General features: G+C 40.6%; 16 protein-coding genes and 1 pseudogene. 1 reads left to right on the forward strand and 16 read right to left on the reverse strand.

Annotated elements, in window-relative coordinates; translation table 11 throughout:
- The 15 genes and pseudogenes from C9E89_RS16695 to ndhC all read right to left on the reverse strand — a co-directional run.
- Positions 1-396, reverse strand: a pseudogene (locus tag C9E89_RS16695) (hypothetical protein); the annotation flags it as partial.
- A 77-nt stretch (positions 397-473) separates the two neighbouring features.
- Positions 474-1,109 (reverse strand): uracil phosphoribosyltransferase, encoded by a 636-nt coding sequence (gene upp / locus C9E89_RS16700; protein ID WP_107009472.1) that lies wholly within the window; start codon positions 1,107-1,109, stop codon positions 474-476.
- A 121-nt stretch (positions 1,110-1,230) separates the two neighbouring features.
- Complete coding sequence (nuoN, locus tag C9E89_RS16705) at positions 1,231-2,727, reverse strand: NADH-quinone oxidoreductase subunit NuoN (RefSeq protein ID WP_107009473.1); 1,497 nt, start codon at positions 2,725-2,727, stop codon at positions 1,231-1,233.
- 2 nt (positions 2,728-2,729) lie between these two features.
- The gene (gene nuoM / locus C9E89_RS16710) at positions 2,730-4,334 is read right to left on the reverse strand and encodes an NADH-quinone oxidoreductase subunit M (protein ID WP_171405157.1); all 1,605 of its coding nucleotides are present in this window, start codon (positions 4,332-4,334) and stop codon (positions 2,730-2,732) included.
- Between the two features lie 7 nt (positions 4,335-4,341).
- Complete coding sequence (gene nuoL / locus C9E89_RS16715; protein WP_107009475.1) at positions 4,342-6,234, reverse strand: NADH-quinone oxidoreductase subunit L; 1,893 nt, start codon at positions 6,232-6,234, stop codon at positions 4,342-4,344.
- The gene (nuoK, locus tag C9E89_RS16720) at positions 6,231-6,539 is read right to left on the reverse strand and encodes an NADH-quinone oxidoreductase subunit NuoK (RefSeq protein WP_065993679.1); all 309 of its coding nucleotides are present in this window, start codon (positions 6,537-6,539) and stop codon (positions 6,231-6,233) included. The genes nuoL and nuoK overlap by 4 nt, the downstream gene beginning before the upstream one ends.
- Complete coding sequence (gene nuoJ / locus C9E89_RS16725; protein WP_171405158.1) at positions 6,539-7,057, reverse strand: NADH-quinone oxidoreductase subunit J; 519 nt, start codon at positions 7,055-7,057, stop codon at positions 6,539-6,541. The genes nuoK and nuoJ overlap by 1 nt, the downstream gene beginning before the upstream one ends.
- Complete coding sequence (nuoI, locus tag C9E89_RS16730) at positions 7,057-7,599, reverse strand: NADH-quinone oxidoreductase subunit NuoI (RefSeq protein ID WP_107009477.1); 543 nt, start codon at positions 7,597-7,599, stop codon at positions 7,057-7,059. Before nuoI ends, nuoJ begins: the two co-directional genes overlap by 1 nt.
- Positions 7,600-7,617: 18 nt before the next feature.
- The gene (gene nuoH / locus C9E89_RS16735) at positions 7,618-8,631 is read right to left on the reverse strand and encodes an NADH-quinone oxidoreductase subunit NuoH (RefSeq protein WP_107009478.1); all 1,014 of its coding nucleotides are present in this window, start codon (positions 8,629-8,631) and stop codon (positions 7,618-7,620) included.
- 3 nt (positions 8,632-8,634) lie between these two features.
- On the reverse strand, positions 8,635-11,319 hold the full coding sequence (gene nuoG / locus C9E89_RS16740) for an NADH-quinone oxidoreductase subunit NuoG (RefSeq protein WP_107009479.1): 2,685 nt from the start codon (positions 11,317-11,319) through the stop codon (positions 8,635-8,637).
- Positions 11,320-11,330: 11 nt separating this feature from the next.
- On the reverse strand, positions 11,331-12,659 hold the full coding sequence (nuoF, locus tag C9E89_RS16745) for an NADH-quinone oxidoreductase subunit NuoF (RefSeq protein ID WP_107009480.1): 1,329 nt from the start codon (positions 12,657-12,659) through the stop codon (positions 11,331-11,333).
- The gene (gene nuoE / locus C9E89_RS16750) at positions 12,656-13,165 is read right to left on the reverse strand and encodes an NADH-quinone oxidoreductase subunit NuoE (RefSeq protein ID WP_107009481.1); all 510 of its coding nucleotides are present in this window, start codon (positions 13,163-13,165) and stop codon (positions 12,656-12,658) included. The genes nuoF and nuoE overlap by 4 nt, the downstream gene beginning before the upstream one ends.
- A 14-nt stretch (positions 13,166-13,179) precedes the next feature.
- Entirely contained in the window at positions 13,180-14,967 is a 1,788-nt protein-coding gene (gene nuoC / locus C9E89_RS16755) for an NADH-quinone oxidoreductase subunit C/D (RefSeq protein WP_107009482.1), read from the reverse strand.
- Between the two features lie 86 nt (positions 14,968-15,053).
- Positions 15,054-15,731 (reverse strand): NuoB/complex I 20 kDa subunit family protein, encoded by a 678-nt coding sequence (locus tag C9E89_RS16760; protein WP_004827935.1) that lies wholly within the window; start codon positions 15,729-15,731, stop codon positions 15,054-15,056.
- A gap of 7 nt (positions 15,732-15,738) precedes the next feature.
- Complete coding sequence (ndhC, locus tag C9E89_RS16765) at positions 15,739-16,287, reverse strand: NADH-quinone oxidoreductase subunit A (RefSeq protein WP_107009483.1); 549 nt, start codon at positions 16,285-16,287, stop codon at positions 15,739-15,741.
- A 736-nt stretch (positions 16,288-17,023) separates the two neighbouring features.
- Here ndhC and C9E89_RS16770 point away from each other — a divergent pair.
- Positions 17,024-17,380, forward strand: coding sequence for a hypothetical protein (locus tag C9E89_RS16770; protein ID WP_107009484.1), 357 nt, complete (start codon positions 17,024-17,026; stop codon positions 17,378-17,380).
- 65 nt (positions 17,381-17,445) lie between these two features.
- Here the strand turns inward: C9E89_RS16770 and bfmS are convergent, their stop codons facing one another.
- A complete protein-coding gene (bfmS, locus tag C9E89_RS16775; RefSeq protein WP_107009485.1) occupies positions 17,446-19,071 on the reverse strand; it encodes a sensor histidine kinase BfmS in 1,626 nt (541 codons plus the stop codon).
- Between the last annotated feature and the right edge of the window lie 45 nt (positions 19,072-19,116).

Raw genomic sequence — 19,116 nt, forward strand, 5'->3', positions numbered from 1 at the left:
TTCCACAGATTCCACAGATTCCACAGATTCCACAGATTCCACAGATTCCACAGAAGGATGTCTTATTTCCGTATCATTTAGCAATCGTAATCGTGTCAAAACAGATTTTCGGCTCAATCGCTTAGATTGAGCTTTATTCATTTCAGCCAATAATTCAGTATATGGATCTACTTTTTGTACTGAATTTTTAATATCTAAACGAACAATACAATTTGCTTTTAAGTTGTCTTCACTCTCAACAACCAAGCATTTAATCCGCTCATTTAATTGTGGCTGTATCTCTGCGTTTGGAAAATCAGATACATGAAAATAAACAATACGTTGGTCTTTGACTAATTCAATACAGCCTGACTGATCTACAGCATCATATTGAACCACGATCCCCTTATAGAACATATATGAATTCTCTAGTTTTTATAATAATTTAAAATAAAAAAGGAAGCCCGAGAGCTTCCTTTTAATACTACTAAATTTTAATCTTTTTGCACACTACCAAAGATTTTATCTCCAGCATCGCCAAGACCCGGAACAATATAACCATTTTCATTTAAACCTTCATCTATTGAAGCAGTAAATATGGTTACATCTGGGTGTGCAGTTTCCACACGTTGAATGCCTTCAGGTGCAGCAACTAAAACCATGACACGAATATCTTTACAGCCACTCGCTTTCAATACATCAATAGCCGCAACCAAAGATGAACCTGTCGCAAGCATTGGGTCAATGATCATTGCTAAACGGTTTTGTACATCAGGAACAAGTTTTTTATAATATGTACGTGCTTCTAGTGTTTCTTCATCACGTTCTAAGCCAAGCACAGAAACTTTAGCACTTGGAATCAAGTTTAAAAATCCATCCAACATCCCAATACCAGCACGTAAAATAGGGACAACTGTAATTTTTTTACCAACGATACGATCTACAACAACTTTACCATTCCAGCCATCAATTTCATGGTCACATACAGGCAGATCTTTTGTCGCTTCATAAGTAAGCAACATAGTAACTTCTTGCGCAAGTTCACGAAAATTCTTCGTACTGATATCTGCACGACGTAACAAACCCAATTTATGGCGAATAAGTGGATGGCGAATTTCTTGAATGGGCACGGGAGAACACCTAAAAAGAGAACAATAAATTTCCACTATTATAAATGTTTTTTATATAAGATATAAGAAAAGCCCTCAGTGTTTGAGGGCTTTTTTTGTTACTGCTAATCGTTTTTATGAATTATTGCTGTTGGCTCATCATCATATGAATTGGTGACAAAATCTCAGATTTAAGTGCCAAGTCAATTAATGGGTCTGGATAGACACCAATAATTAAAACTAAAGCAGCCGCACCAAGTACCATTAAACCACCCACTTTTTGCCCCCAATGATCAGCGGCATCAATACGAGGAGTTTCAGGTGGTGTCATATACATCACAACCATCACACGTAAATAATAGTATAAACCAATACCACTACCCACAATAATCATAGCAGCCAAGAACCAATGTTGTGCTGTTACAGCAGACATTACAACCAAGAACTTACCAATAAAGCCAGCTGTTAATGGAATACCTGCAAGTGACAACATCATCACAGTTAATGTTGCAGTTAATACAGGACGACGCCAGAACAAACCACGATAATCAGCAAGTGATTCAGCTTCATCCACATTGTTATATGGACTCGACATTAATGCCACGGCACCAAATGCACCAATTGTTGTTAATGTATAGGTCGCAATATAAACAGTAACACTGCCTAAACTTGCATATGATGTACTTACTAATGCAATCAATAAATAACCAAAATGTGCAATTGAAGAGTAACCTAAAATACGTTTTAAGTTGACTTGACGCACAGCAAGGAAGTTACCGACCAAAATTGAAAGTACAGCAAGAATGGTAATGATCGTTACAATTGATGGGACTAAGATTGCACCAGAAGTCAAAATATAACGTACCAATAAACCAATTGTTGCAACTTTAGCCACAGTTGCCAAGAATGTTGCGATTGGCGCTGGCGCACCTTGATAAACATCAGGTGTCCATTTGTGGAATGGTGCAAGTGAAAGTTTAAAACCGATTGCAAAAATAATCAGACCTAAACCTAACACAACCATTGGCTGTTGAATTGCTTGGAATAATGCAGGCACAGCATCATAGAATGATAATGAACCTGTATATGCATAAACATATGCCATACCCATCAACAACATTGCAGAAGCGGTTGCAGAAAGAACTAAATACTTAATCCCTGCTTCCAACGATTTTGCACGTTGATGTGTATATGCCAATAAACCATATACTGGAATTGACATTAATTCTAAGCTAATAAAGAACGATGCAAAGTGTGAACTTGCTACCATTAACATTGCCCCTGCAACAGAGATCAACATTAAAATATAAAGTTCTTCACGATTGTCTTTATAAGTTTCAATATAAGCATGCGCTAAAGTACAACATGCCAAAGCAGCAACAATAGCAAGTAATTGATAGAACAATGTAAATGGATCAACCATAAACATGCCCATCACATTTGATGGTGCAAAATCACCACCAAACATCATAATCAAAATATCAAGTGCTGCAAGGTTTAAACCAACAACAGATGCTGTTGCAATCAAATTATGATTACGTTTGATTGCAGTTAAGATCATCACCACGACCGCAGTTAATGCGACGATCATGACAGGTGCCAAAGGCATGAGATCCGAAAATGACATTGTGAAGTTCATGACTATTGGATCTCCACATTTGTTTGAGAAACAACTTGTTGAGCTGCTTCAACGACTTCTTGAACAGGAATATAGCTATTTGCAATCCATGCCATACTTGAATTTGAAACATCCAAGAAAGTTTGTGGGTAGATACCTAACCAAACCAAACCAAGCGCACAAATGAGCAAAAGACCAATTTCACGTACATTCAAATCTTTTAACGGTGTAGCATAGTGTTTTTTCTGCTCTTCGTTTGGTGTACCAAACAAAGCTTTATGGATCAGAATCAAACCATATAAACCTGCAAACACTAAACTAATCGCAGCAATAATCGTAAATGTTGGGAATTTACCAAATGAACCCATCAAAATCAGGAATTCACCAATAAAGTTACCTAGACCAGGAATACCCACTAAAGCTGCAATAAAGAACATTAAGAAGAATGGTAAATATTGGAATTGACCACGAATACCACCCATCAAACGTAAATCACGTGTATGTAAACGCTCATACACTTGACCACACATAATGAACAATGCAGCAGAAGATAAACCATGAGCCAACATCATGATCATAAGACCTTGGAAGGTCAGGATATTACCTGCATAAAGTGCAAGCAACACGAAGCCCATGTGCGAAATAGATGTGTACGCAAGTAAGCGTTTCATATCTGTTTGTTGGAAAGCACAGATAGCGCCGTAGAACACACCAATTAAACCAAAGATGATGGCAATATCTGCAAATTGTGCAGATGCTGCTGGGAAGAATGGAATAACAAAACGAAGTAAACCATATGCCGCAGTTTTAATTAAGATACCTGCTAAGTCTACAGAACCTGCTGTAGGTGCTTGTGCATGGGCATCTGGTAACCAACCATGTAATGGGAAAACTGGCAGTTTTACTGCAAAGCCGATGAACATACAAATCATTAACGCATAAGCAATATGAGGCGCTTGAGCATCTAAAGTACGTGCAACAGCCATTAAGTAGTAGTAGTCAAAGCCAATCGTACCTGACATCATGTATCCATAGATCACAAGACCTAGAATACCAACAAGCATGATTAGACCCGCAACTTGTGTATAGATGAAGAACTTAGTTGCAGCATAAACACGTGATTTACCATCTGCGCCTTTATGACCCCAAAGTGCAATCAAGAAATAGATTGGTACAAGCATCATCTCCCAGAAGAAGAAGAACAAGAACAAATCAATTGCAAGGAATACACCGATTACTCCACCTAAAGACCATAAAAGGTTTAAGTGGAAGAAACCAACGTTCTTTTGAATTTCACCCCATGAACAACCTACTGCAAGTACACCAAGTAATGCAGTTAAGCCCACCATAAGAAGTGAAAGACCATCTATTGCCAAATGGATATTAATCCCTAAAGATTTAATCCATTCAACTTGAAATTGTGCTGCCCAAGCTGGAACTTGCTGTCCCAGCTCATATGTGAAGCCACCTTGACTCCAAAGCACACCTGTTAAGCCCAAAGTAATGAGCATACCAACTAATGCAATGTAACGAGGCAAATGGTCATCGAGCTTATCGACTAACCAGCAAATAAAACCTGCAATAAAAGGTACAAGAATTAATGCGGGTAAAATCCAATTGTTTGTGATTTCCATCTTATTTCCCCACTACCTGAATCACGATCAAGATCATCAGCAATACCACTACACCGAGTGACATACTTGATGCATATTCACGTAATGAACCTGTTTGACGGGTACTTGTAAACTTGTTACCACCTTTTACAATCGCAGGTAATACCAGCCATAAACCATCAATTGGGTCACGACCTAAGATTTTTGCAATAAGTAAGTAAGGTTGAACAAATACAAGGTTATATAACGAATCGAATCCAAAAGCATTACGACAAATATTCGCTAAACCTACACCAAATGAAGTTGCAGCAAAGCCTTTTACCGCTTGATATGCAAATGCAAACAAGACTACACCCACGACTAAACCAGCAAGTGCAATACCCACTGCTGTATATTCAGCAGAATGCATACCATGCATCAACGCTTCAGTTGGTACATTGAATACAGGAATTTGAGCTGCTGTTAACGCTTTTTCTACTGGTGCTTTTAAGAAATAAGCCAAACCTGTAGAAAGTACCGCCAATATCCCTAAAGGTAACCAATAAGTCGCACCTTTGATCTCGTGATAAGGTGTATTTTCTTTGCCGAAGAATACAACCCAAATTAAGCGGAATGTATAAATAGACGTTAAGAATGCACCAGCAACACCAACCCAATACAACCAACCAAATGTCGCAATTGATTGACCTTGAACCCAAACTGCACCCAAAATTGCATCTTTAGAGAAGAAGCCGATCGTCACGAATGGAATCGCTGCAAGCGCACCACCACCGATGGCGAAACAAGCAAACAAGAATTTGTTTTTGTAGAACAAACCACCCATTTTGAAAATGTTTTGTTCGTGATGATAAGCCAAGATCACTGCACCAGAAGACAAGAATAATAATGCCTTGAAGAATGCGTGAGAAAGCATATGGAATAGGCCTGCTTGATAAGCTTCAGCACCTACAGCCATAAACATATAACCGAGCTGACTCATTGTTGAGTAAGCAAGAATACGTTTGATGTCGGTTTGCACCAATGCAGCAAAACCAGCAACCAATAATGTTACTGCACCTGTAATAGCAATGAATTGCATAATTTCAGGTGTCATTTCAAACACAGTGAACATACGGCAGCACAGGTAAACACCTGCTGTTACCATTGTTGCAGCGTGGATCAATGCAGATACTGGTGTAGGACCAGCCATTGCATCTGCTAACCATGTTTGTAATGGAATTTGTGCAGATTTACCCGCAGCACCTAAGAACAACATCAATGAAGTCCAAAGCGCAAGATTATGGTCAAGTGCTAAAACTTGAGAAGCATTCGCAACGATGGTACCAATATGTAAAGTACCAAACTGTTGGAAAAGCAAGAACATTGCAATGAGTAAGAATACATCACCTACACGTGTTACTGTGAATGCTTTGATTGCAGCAAAACCATTTGCAGGGTTTTGGTAGTAATAACCAATAAGTAGGTAAGAGCACAGACCAACACCTTCCCAACCTAAGAATAATAACGCTAAGTTATCACCCAATACCAACACAAGCATGCTTGCTACGAATAGGTTGAAATAAGAGAAGAAACGTGCAAAGTCTTCTTCACCGCGCATATACCATGTCGCGAAAATGTGAATAAGGAAACCTACACCTGTGATCATGCCCATCATTAATAATGACAAGCCATCTAAACTTAAAGTAACACCAGGAGCAAAACCACCAACGTTAAACCATGTCCATAAGTTTTGAACATAGACAGGCTCACCGCTGTTGATAAATGCCATACCGCTGATCAATGCAAATAATGCTGATAAACCAACAGAACCCGCACCAATAATCGCAGCCACATTTTCAGGGAGTTTATTACGCCCTGCCGCTAAAAGGATAAAACCAATGAGCGGAAATAAAATTGTTAAATATAAATAGCTCATCCGCGCATCTCACTAGCAGCATCTACATCCAAGTGATGGAAGCGATGATAGAACTGAAGGACGATCGCAAGACCGATACACGCCTCTGCCGCAGCAAGGGTCAAAATTAAGATAAACATAATTTGACCATCAGGTTGTACCCAAGCACTTCCTGCCACGACAAATGCAAGCGCAGCTGCATTCATCATGATTTCAAGGCTCATTAACATAAATAGTAAGTTGCGACGTACCATTACACCGTAAAAGCCCAGTGCAAAAAGAATAGACGCAACAATCAAACCATGCTCTAAAGGGATATTGCCCATTATTCTTGCCCCTCTTCTGCACTTGGTTCACGTTTACCTAAGTGGAATGCTGCAACCAATGCTGCAAGCAATAACATTGCGGCTACTTCAACCAATAATAAGTAATGTGTAAAGAGTGCTTGACCAATCGCTTTAGGACCCACAACTTGTGTACCTAAAACTAAAGTAGATTGTGTATAGTCAGAAGAAAGCATCCAAACCAAACATAAACCGACCAAGAAACTCATAAGTGCAGGATAAGCCCACGCACCTGAAGATAACCATTTACGCTCTTGCTCAACAGTATGTTGACCAAGATTGAGCATCATCACCACGAATACGAACAACACCATGATCGCACCTGCATAGACAATAATCTCTAATGCAGCAGCAAATGGCGCTCCAATCGTTAAGAAAATACCTGAAACTGCAAGTAAAGAGACAATCAGACTCAGTAAAGCATGTACTGGATTTGTGTTAGTCACAACACGAACCGTAGAAACAATGGCCACGAGAGCCATTAAATAAAATGGCCACATCATGGTAATAAGCTCCGTACATCAACAGGTGCGCTTTCACGTTGCGCTTGACCTTTCTCTTTACCGTCAATGCTCATACCTGTTACACGATAGAAGTTGTAGTCAGGGTATTTACCAGGTCCAGAAATGAGTAAGTTTTCTTTCTCATAGACTAGATCTTGACGTACATATTCACCTAACTCGAAATCAGGTGTAAGTTGGATTGCTGTGGTTGGACAAGCTTCTTCACACATACCGCAGAAAATGCAACGTGAGAAGTTGATACGGAAAAATTCAGGATACCAACGTCCGTCTTCTTTTTCCGCTTTCTGTAATGAGATACAGCCAACAGGACATGCAACCGCACATAAGTTACACGCAACACAACGCTCTTCGCCATCTGGGTCACGTGTTAATACGATACGACCACGGTAGCGTGGAGGTACGATTTGTTCGGCTGGAACTTCTGGATACAAAATCGTATCACGTGGACGAGTCGCATGGCTAAACACCATCCACAATGAACGAACGATTGATCCTACGCCAGCTAGAATTTTATACATTTTGTACTCCCTGCTGTCCTAGGCTTGATTCATCAAAATCACAGCGCCAGTCACCAAAAGGTTGACCACTGCAAGCGGCAAACACACCTTCCAACCAAAGTTCATCACTTGGTCATAACGTGGACGCATTAAAGAACCACGAGCCAAGACAAACATCATCACAAAGAATGCTGTTTTGATAATGAACCAGAACGCATCTGGGATGAATGGAATGTTTAAGTTAAACGGTGCTAACCAACCACCAAAGAATAAAGTCACGATCAATGCAGAAATTAAGATGATGTTGACGTATTCAGCAACGAAGAACATCCCCCATTTCATACCACCGTACTCGACATGGTAACCTTCAGCCAATTCTTGTTCAGCTTCTGGTTGGTCAAATGGATGACGATGCGTCACCGCAACACCTGCAACCACGAAGATCATGAAACCAATGAACTGAGGAATCACAAACCAGACATCACGTTGTGCTTCTACAATGTCACGCAAGTTGAATGAACCTGCAATCGCAACTACACCCATTAACGAAATCCCTAAGAAAACTTCATAAGAAATCGTTTGAGCAGCAGAACGTAAACCACCAAGTAATGCGTATTTGTTGTTAGAAGACCAACCACCAAATAACACGGCGTACACTGCGATACCTGCCATTGCCATAAAGAACAATAAGCTAATGCTCATGTCTGCAACACCTAAATAAGGTGAAACAGGAATAACCATGAACGAAAGTACCGCAGTTGCCATTGCAACTGCTGGTGCTAAACGGAATGTTAATTTGTCTACAAATTTTGGTGTCCAGTCTTCTTTAAACATGATTTTGAGCATGTCCGCAACGATCTGGAACATCCCGCCTGGACCTACACGGTTTGGACCATAACGGTCTTGCCATAAGCCAAGTAAACGACGTTCAATAAAAGACATCAAAGCAGCAAGCAACACCACGACCAACAAGATCACAATCGCCTGAATGACGCTATAAGCAATTGGCCAATCTTGTGCCCATGTCGGGAGGGCGCGTAAAGTTTCGTTCATGAATTACACTCCTACCGCCACAGATACAGGCTCTGCAAGAGAAACGGTCGGTGCTTGTCCAACTGGATATCCGATATAACCTGTAGGTAAATAGTCAATGACTTGAACTGGCAGACTAATGGTTGTTTCACCTGCTTTCACAGTCAATTTCTGACCATCTTGCACATTCAAGCGTGCTGCATCTTGCTCACCCACAGCAAACATTGCTTCAGGAATACGTGATTCCATTGCAGCTGTTTTCACAGTGAATTCACCAGAAGCAAAAATATGGTGCATTGGCACTAAACGGAAGCTGTCTGGATTTGCCACAACTGCTGTTGGTGCAACATAGCTACGTACTGAACGTTTAGGTAAACGATCAAATAAACGTACGCCAGAATCACCACCTTTTAAGTGACCACCCACTTCATCTTGATATTTGTTCCAAGATTGTGGAGAGTTCCAACCTGGTGCCCATGCAAATGGAACCAATGCTGCAGGTGTCTGATTACCCACATAACCTTCCATAGAGAACGTTAATGCTGAATCTTTATCTACAGGTTGTTTTGGCTCATGGACATTAAGCGGCGCACGCATCGCAGTACGACCTGAGTAGCGACGTGGTTCACGGGCAATTTTCAAACCATGTACACGATAGCCTGCATCAGGCGCAACATCTTGAATCGCTTGCAGTGCAGGTACATTGTTTACAACGCTTTCAATCACGTCGTCGAGCAATGTCCAAGAAATCGCTTTACCTTTCACACCCGTTTCAATGGCATGTAACCAGCGCCAAGATTCTTTGATCGCAAGTTCAGGTTTGTAATAGCTTGGGTCATACACTTGATAGAAACGTTGTGCACGTCCTTCTTGTGAAACCACTGTACCGTCACCTTCAGCGAAACTTGCAGCAGATAAAACAACATCCGCAGCTTTTACAGTTTCAGTTTCTGAATGATCCAATACAATCACGCTTTGTGCTTTGTCTAATGCAGCTTGAACTTGTGCAGCAGGTAAACGACGGAATAAGTCATTTTCCATGATGATGACTGAGTCATAATCTTGTGCAAACGCTTGTTCTAAACTTAAACCACCAAACAATGCTAAGCCCATTGAGTTCACTTCAGGAACAGTCAATGTTAAGCCTGCTGTTGAACCAAGGTTCTGTGCAACTTGTGCAGCAGCTTCCATGATTGCAGCGTCTTGTAAGCTTGTACCAGAGATGATCAAAGGTTTTTTCGCAGCTTTTAAAGTATCCGCAATGGTTTGTGCAAATGCTTTCGCATCATCATCCAAACCAAGAATCGCTTCACCTTTCACACCCGCAGCAATTGCAAAACCTAAACGCGCAATATCGTTTGGAGAAGCAACCACTTCACCTGTCGCAACATCAGCAAGACGTGTTTGCGTCGCAGCTAAGATATAAATCGGAGATTTTGCATCTTGACCAATACGTTTAACAGGTTCTGCTAACCATTCTTGCGTACGACGCTCTGCCGCCATTTCTTTGGCTTTGTTTTTCGCCGCTTGACGAACAGACAATGCCATACGTGGTGCAGTTTGGGTTAAGTCTTCACCGAGGATCAATACAGCATCATAGCTTTCAATTTCACGCATACCTGGGTTATAAACACCTTCGGTTTGCATGATCGATGCTGCTAACTCAACCAAGTTTTGCTCTTTTTGAGACAGACCTGTTGAATAGTTCTCTTGACCAACCAACTCACGTAATGCGAAGTTTGATTCAAGTGATGCACGTGGCGAACCAATACCCAAGACTTTTTTACCTTGAACATTGGCAATCACAGAATCCAACGCAACATCTACAGAAACAGTTTGCACATCAGCGCCATTACGGAACTGCGGTTGACGTGGACGATCTTCACGGTTGACATAACCTGTACCGAAACGACCTTTATCGCAAAGGAAGTATTGGTTTACTTCACCATTGAAACGGTTTTCTACACGACGGATCTCACCATAACGTTCACCTGGTGAAATATTACAACCTGAAGAACAGCCTTGACATACGCTTGGCGCATATTGCATATCCCATTTACGGTTATAACGTGCAGAATGTGTTTTGTCGGTGAATACACCCGTTGGACAAACTTCAGTCAAGTTACCAGAGAATTCTGATTCTAAAGTCCCTGATTCTGGACGACCAAAGTAAACACGTGACGCATTGGCATATACACCAAAGTCTGTACCGCCCGCATAGTCGTTGTAATAACGAACACAACGGTAACATGCGATACAACGGTTCATTTCATGTGAAATAAATGAACCCAACTCTTGGTTATAATGCGTACGTTTAGTAAAACGATAGCGACGACGGTCATGCTGTGTCATCACTGTCATATCTTGAAGATGACAGTGACCACCCTCTTCACAGACTGGACAGTCATGCGGGTGATTGGTCATCAAGAATTCCACGATAGATTCACGGAAATCTTTTGCTTCTTTGTCTTCAATCGAAATATAGGTATTGTCAGACGCAGGCGTCATACATGACATGACCAGGCGACCACGAGTATCTTCGGGATTCGCATATTGAGTCACAGCACACTGACGGCAAGAACCAACAGAACCTAAGGATGGATGCCAACAAAAATATGGGATGTCGATGCCAAGGCTCAAACATGCTTGCAGCAAGTTTTCCGAACCATTGACTTCGTACGATTTTCCATCGACATGAATTGTAGCCATAGTCGAATTCCTTAAGCTTGTTCTACGTTGCGAGTTTGAGCAGCCGCATTCACGACTTTTGCTTCAAATTCACCACGGAAATGTTTGAGTGCACCCATGAGTGGCTCCATCGCACCTGGTGCGTGGGCACAGAAGGTCTTACCGATCCATAACTTACGAGTCAATTCCTGTAAGTGATCGATATCCTCTTGTTTACCTGTACCATCTTCCAGAGCTTTAAGCGCTTTAACTGCCCACGGCAAGCCATCACGGCAAGGTGTACAGAAACCACATGATTCACGTGCAAAGAATTCTTCAAGGTTCCGTGTAGCTGAAACCATACACTGAGTTTCATCAACAACCATCAACAAGCAAGTACCTAAACGTGAACCTGCTTTCATGATGCTTTCTGCATCCATTGGCAAATCAATATGTTCAGCAGCAAGGAAGTCTGTTGATGCACCCCCTGGTAACCATGCTTTCAGGGTTAAGCCATCACGCATACCACCCGCATGATCTTCAATCACTTCACGTGCAGTGGTACCAAATGGAAGTTCCCATAAACCTGGGAATTTCACTTTACCTGAAGCACCATAAATTTTAGTACCCGGATCTTTAGACTTGCCCGCAGACAAACCAATATACCACTCAGGTCCACGCAACATGATTGCGGGTAAGTTGTTGTACGTTTCTACATTGTTGACAATCGTAGGTCGACCCCAAGCCCCTGCAACCTGTGGGAATGGTGGTTTAGTACGCGGGTTAGCACGGCGACCTTCAAGCGAGTTAATCAATGCAGTTTCTTCACCACAAATATAACGCCCTGCGCCCGTATGCACATGTAAATCAAAGCTCCATCCTGAATCTAGGATGTTGTCACCCAAATAACCTTTAGCACGAATTTGTTCTAAAGCTTCATTTAAGTATTGTGCAGCTTCAATATATTCACCACGGATGAAGATATAGCCTTGAGTTGCTTCAAGCGTATAACCTGCAATGAGCATCCCTTCGATCAATTGATGTGGAAGATCTTCCATCAACAAACGGTCTTTGAATGTTCCTGGTTCCATTTCATCGGCATTACAGATCAGGTAACGAGGACCACCATCATTTGGCGCCATCAATGACCATTTAATCCCTGCTGGGAAACCTGCACCACCACGACCTTTTACAGTCGCCGCTTTGATCACATCAAGCACTTCCGCAGGTTTCATGCCCAATGCTTTTTTAAAGCCTGCATAACCTTCAAGCGCTTCGTAATCATCTGCACTACGAACAAATTCCTGTTTACTCAAACGCCATGTTAATGGGTGAGTTTCAGGGTTACCGTCGCCATAAATTGGTTTTGGTTCAGTATTCATACATACTTCTCCAATAACTGTTTAATTGATGCCACTTCAACTAAGCCGTGAGTATCTTCATCAATCATCAAGGTAGGACCTTTGTCGCAATTTCCTAAACAGCAAATTGGCAATAAAGTAAAACGACCATCAGCAGTCGTTTGACCATATTGAATACCTAATTCACGTTGGAATGCTTCTGCCAAAGTTTCCGCACCCATCAAAAAACATGCAATCGAATCACATAACAAAATCACGTGACGACCCACAGGTTGACGGTAAATACGGTTATAGAATGTTGCTACACCTTCAAGGTCAGCAAGGCTCATACTCAACATTTGAGCAATCGCATTCATTTGCGCATCATCAACCCAACCATTACGGCGTTGTACGTGTTTTAACGCATCTAAACACGCTGCACGTGGGTATGGATAATGTTCAATGTGATGTTGAATTTCGTGGATTTCTTCCGCAGTCAAAATCCCTTCAATATTCACACGTGGCTTTTTATCAGTCAAAATCATCATAATGCGTTTACCCCTTAGCGATCCACGTCAGCCATAACGACATCAATCGTCGCTAAATAAATGATCAAGTCAGATACAAGACTGCCGTTAATCACGGAAGGCATTTGCTGCAAGTGCGTGAATGTTGGTGTACGAATACGGGTACGATAACTCATCGTTGACTTATCAGAAGTCAAGTAATAGTTAGATGCACCTTTCACCACTTCTGCCATCACAGATGCTTCACCTGCAGGCATTACAGGACCCCATGACACGCTCAAGAAGTGCGTAATCAAAGTTTCAATATCTTGTAAAGTCTTATCTTTTGGTGGTGGAACAGCCAATGGGTGATCCGCTTTATATGGACCAGATGGCATATTATCTAGACATTGCTTCACGATTTTTAATGATTCTTCGATTTCACGATAGTGAACCATTACACGTGCATAAGCATCGCCTTCATACTCTAATGGCACTTCGAAATCATAGTTTTCGTAGCCACTGTATGGACGATATTTACGAACATCAAAGTCGATCCCTGTTGCACGTAGACCTGTACCTGTTACACCCCAAGCCAATGCAGATTTTGCATCATATTGAGCAACATTACGGGTACGACCGATAAACACAGAGTTTTTCAATGCCGCAGTATGATATTCCTTCAAACGTTTTGGCATCCATTCGAGAATTTCACGAATCAGTTTTTGCCAGTTGTTTGGAAGATCATGCGCTGTACCACCGATACGGAACCATGCTGGGTGCATACGGAAACCTGTGATTGCTTCAATCGCATCATAGATTTTTTGACGGTCAGCAAACATATAGAATACTGGCGTCATACCACCCGCATCCTGAATCGCAGTACCGATAAATAACAAGTGGTTATTGATACGGAACAGTTCAGACATCATGACACGGATACATTGCGCACGATCAGGAACAGTAATTCCTGCCATTTGCTCCACGCCCATCACATAAGGCATGTTTTGCGCACAACCACCTAAGTAGTCAACACGGTCGGTATATGGAATGAATGAATGCCAAGTTTGACGTTCAGCCATCTTTTCCACACCACGGTGGTGATAACCGATATCAGGCACACAGTCTTTGACTTCTTCACCGTCCAACTGCAAGATCACACGGAACGCACCGTGCGCAGATGGGTGGTTAGGACCTAAGTTTAGGAACATGAAGTCTTCGTCTGCGTTACCGCGCGTCAAACCCCAGTCTTCTGGTACAAAGCGAAGATGTTCTTGTTCGAAATCTTGTTTTGCTTTGTCTTGCATATACGGTGTGTATTCCGTTGCACGTGCAGAATATTCTTTACGTAACGGATGACCTTCCCAATAGGTTGGTAACAAAATTCGACGAAGCATTGGATGCCCTTCGAAGTTGATCCCAAACATATCGTAAGCTTCACGCTCGTACCAGTTGGCATTTGGCCAGATGTTGGTCGCTGTAGGAATGTTAAGATCATTCTCATTCAACGCAACTTTGATACGAATATCACTGTTGCGCTCAAGCGACAACAAATGATAAAAGACAGTGAAGTCAGAAGCAGGTAAACCATCACGATGGGTACGTAAACGCTCATCTACTGCAGACAAGTCAAACAGCATCACATAAGGACGTGATACTGTACGCAAGTACATCAAAACTTCTTGTACACGTGCGCGCTCAACCCAGACCGTTGGAAAATCTTCAAAGGTCGGTTGCACGTAAAAGTTCTCACCAAACTTGGTTTTGAGATCTTCTACAATCGCAAATGCTGGGCGTGAATCAACAGGTGTTGACTCTGGCATAGCAATTTCAGTTTCAGCCATTGGCTTGGCTTCCTATTTAATACAAATTCTGTGAAATTTCCTGACGACCATGCCCTTCAGGCATGTCAAATATTCATCAGAAAAAATTACTCAATTTCATCCATAGAGCGTAAGTTTTTCACTGCAATACGTTCAGCATTCTTACGATCACGTTCTGGCATCATCTTTGGCTTATATACAGGCTGAAGATCATCACCAATCACCGCAGAAAGCGGACGACGCTCTAATTGAATTTGGTCTTGTAACAACATTAATGCTTGGATTAATGCTTCTGGACGTGGAGGACAACCAGGGACATAAACGTCAACAGGAATGATTTTATCCACACCCTGTACAACTGAATAAATGTCGTACATACCACCAGAGTTAGCACAAGCACCCATTGAAATGACCCATTTCGGCTCAAGCATTTGCTCATATAAGCGCTGAATAACAGGCGCCATTTTCACAAAGCAAGTTCCTGCAACGATCATCAAGTCTGCCTGACGAGGTGAAGCACGAATAACCTCAGCACCGAAACGTGACAAATCATGCACACCTGTTAAAGTTGTTGCATATTCAACGTAACAGCAAGATGTACCAAAGTTAAAAGGCCATAATGAGTTTTTACGACCCCAGTTCACAGCTGTATGCAATACATCCTCTAAACGAGTCATGAATACATTTTTATTCACTTCTTCTTCAAGTGGATCAGTCACAATTTGACGATCTTGAAGTGGATATTGCTCAGCTTCTGGATTCGCACGGGTTAAGGTATATTTCATTCCCGAGTTACTCCTTGTTCAGTGACATAGTCGGTGTTTTATCTTTCACACGACCTGATGATTGAGCTGGAATTGTTCCTGTAGGGTCCATCACCAACTCCTCAATAGAATTGAAGCGGGTAATTTCTGCAAGATCCATATTTGGTGAACCTACTTTAGGTTTGATACCTGCTGCTTTACGACGATCTGAAGGCGCCCAGTTCAGCGCACCTGTTGAAAGTTCATAAACCAAACCAACAAGCAAAACTAAAATAAATACAGCAGCGGCTGCAAAACCAACCCAACCTACTTCACGAACAGAAGTTGCCCATGCATATAGATAAAGTGCTTCTAAGTCGAACACGACAAAGAAAATTGCAACCAAATAGAATTTTGCAGATAAGCGGATACGTGCACCACCAGCACCTACCACACCTGATTCAAATTGCTCTTGCTTTGCACGTCCCCATGATTTACCCCCAAGGAGCAAAGGAACAGTAAGCATAAAGACACATAGAAATGTAACGCCGATCACGAAGGCGATGATTGCCCAATCGTATGGAGTAATGGCACTCATGCGGGGATAACTCCTGGCAGGCCTATTATTAACAAAGAATGTATGTATTGGCCTTGTAAATACACCAAACACAAAATAAATCTGCGTAATTGTACCCGATTGCTGTCATCAGTTGCTAGTTCATCCCTCTAAGTCTTTCGGATGATTTTTTAATCTTTTTTAGCTATTGACATAGATTTAAAGCAATCTGAGTGTTACAAATCGCATAAAGTGATTAAAAACCATAAAATGATAATTTTTTTCGAATAAAACAATAAAATCTTTGTTTTTTCATATTAAATCATTTACTTAAAATTAGATTTTTATTTAAAAATAACAAATAATAGGTCTTATTTCATAAATTTATGCTCATTTTATAAAATATTTCAGGATAAAAAGTAAATTTAATATTTTGTTACATTCTTCAAAAAGTTTATTTTCACAACAATAAATTTCATGAAATATTATCTAAATATGATAATTAATGTCATTTTAATAAAAATAAAAACACAAATAAAGACCCAAATTATCAAGAAAAATTATTACAACTTTAACCACTCAACGCTTAAATTTCCATTTAAAGCTTTTGCCTACTTCTCACCTACCTTATGTATTCTTTTTCTACAAAAATCTTTTTTCTTTGATGAAAAGTAAATTATTTTACCAATTTCAATTTGATAACAACCTTTAATAAACTTTATACAATTCATTAAGTTGTTCTGTGTATGCTAGAAAATAATAATAAGGAGTACAACCCATGAGCATAAACTTTACCCACAAACCAAATTATTTTCTTTTTGCTCAATTATTGATTCGTCATATTGAGGGATATGTCATAAAACATCCTGATGCGAATAATGCCATTTTCGATTTACGTGATATTTATGAGCTATTTCGCCAAGATCTTGCTTCAACCACGACCAATCTTGATGGAATCTTAAACATTGCTGATGAATATACTATTGATACGTTAAATGGGGATCAGAAAATTATCAGTAAATATCATATTGATGCAGAACAAAATAGCTTACTTATTGATTTTAATGCAGATGCTTTAAATTCTCTACGTGAAGGCAAAGCGATTATTGCTCCTGATGCAACACTACACCAATAAATTGTATCGTGATCAAAAATACGATAAATAAAAAGCATCAATATTGATGCTTTTTATCATTTTACTTATTTTGTTTTACGTTTTACTTGAGCAGGCCATGACATTTTAAAACGTGCTCCACCTAATTCTGGGCTTTGATCTACCTCAATTGTTCCACCAAACCAAAACGCAATACGACTGACAATAGATAAACCTAAGCCATAACCACCAGATGCACGAGTACGGCTATCATCTAAACGTGCAAATGCTTCAAATATTCGTTTACGATCTTCTTCTGGTATTCCTGGACCATCATCCTCAACACAGATATATGCCATGTTAGTGACAAGGTCAATTCCACCACTAATATTGACACGATCATCACAGTAGCGAATTGCATTACCCACTAAGTTTTGTACAACACGATGTAAATATCGACGCTCAGCCTCAACCACTACATCATGAGATAAAGGACTCAAATATATTTCTTTTTGAGTTTTTAGTGCTTCGGTTTCTACGGCAACCTGATCAAGTAAATCAACCAAAATTATTTTTTCAAAATCTAAAGAGGGTGTGCCTTGTTCCAATTTTGCATACGTCATGATTTCATCAATTAAGGTGTTTAACGCCTCAATATCTTTATCAATCATTTCTACTTGTTGTAAACGATAGTCATAGTCGTCTTCATCTGCCAACATTTCCATACCAAAACGGATTCGAGCAACAGGTGTTCTTAACTCATGTGAAACTGCGCGCATCAGTTCGCGCTGTGCTTCAATTAAACGCTGAATATGATCAGACATACTATTATAACTGGTTGCTAAACTTGCCAATTCATCATGCCCTTCTACTGGAACACGATGTGACATATCACCAGTCTTCATGACATCTAAAGCATCATTAACCAACTTTAACTTACGTTGCATAGGGACAATTAAGCCATAAACCCCCAAACATAATAAGAACATGCTGAGCAAAGTAATTCCTGCTGCAAGTTTAACTGGCATCCAATTAAACATAGGTACAGGACCAATCACCAAGACATCACTTACAGAATTAGGCAATGGCGATACTATAGAAATGGTTGTACCGCGCTCTGTTGCACCATCGCGCCACAAAGTTACTGTTTGGTCAGAACGTAAACGCCCTAATTGCTCAGGATCTAAATTTAATGAGGATACATTTTCAATTCCAATCGGATAGGAAAAATGTTCTTGGATTTTTTTAAGATATTCTTGCTCTTGTCCTGGATAATAAACCAAATAATCCATAATAAAGACAGGTAAAGCGCGCATTTGTCGGTCATTTGGGACACCGACTTTAATATACAAATAATGCTTGGGATCATCACGAATCCCCAAAACAAGATAAGCCATGCTGTGCTCCGCATCATAACGAACCACAGCTTTTTGATTTTCTATCCGTTTTGTTTCTGTTCTTGATAGCTCAACTTTACTCGCATCTACATAATGAATCGGTAGTTCTAATAAATCAGAAGCATCCGAAATCCAATCTGCTTTTTGCTGTTCCGTTTGTTGACGTGCCACACCTTCACTGATGACATAAGAAATCCCATCTGTGAGTGACTCACGATATTCTTGTGCACGTTGATAGTTGATAATTTGCACTAACAAATAACCAAATAATGCAACTAAGACAACAAGAATAACCAATCCTGCATAAATACGCAGGAATATACTGTGTTTGGACACGAAAACAACCTTATGGTAGGACTATGTTCTTAAACAGAAAATAGG

This window comes from Acinetobacter sichuanensis, from assembly GCF_003024515.2.
GTDB classification, from domain to species: domain Bacteria; phylum Pseudomonadota; class Gammaproteobacteria; order Pseudomonadales; family Moraxellaceae; genus Acinetobacter; species Acinetobacter sichuanensis.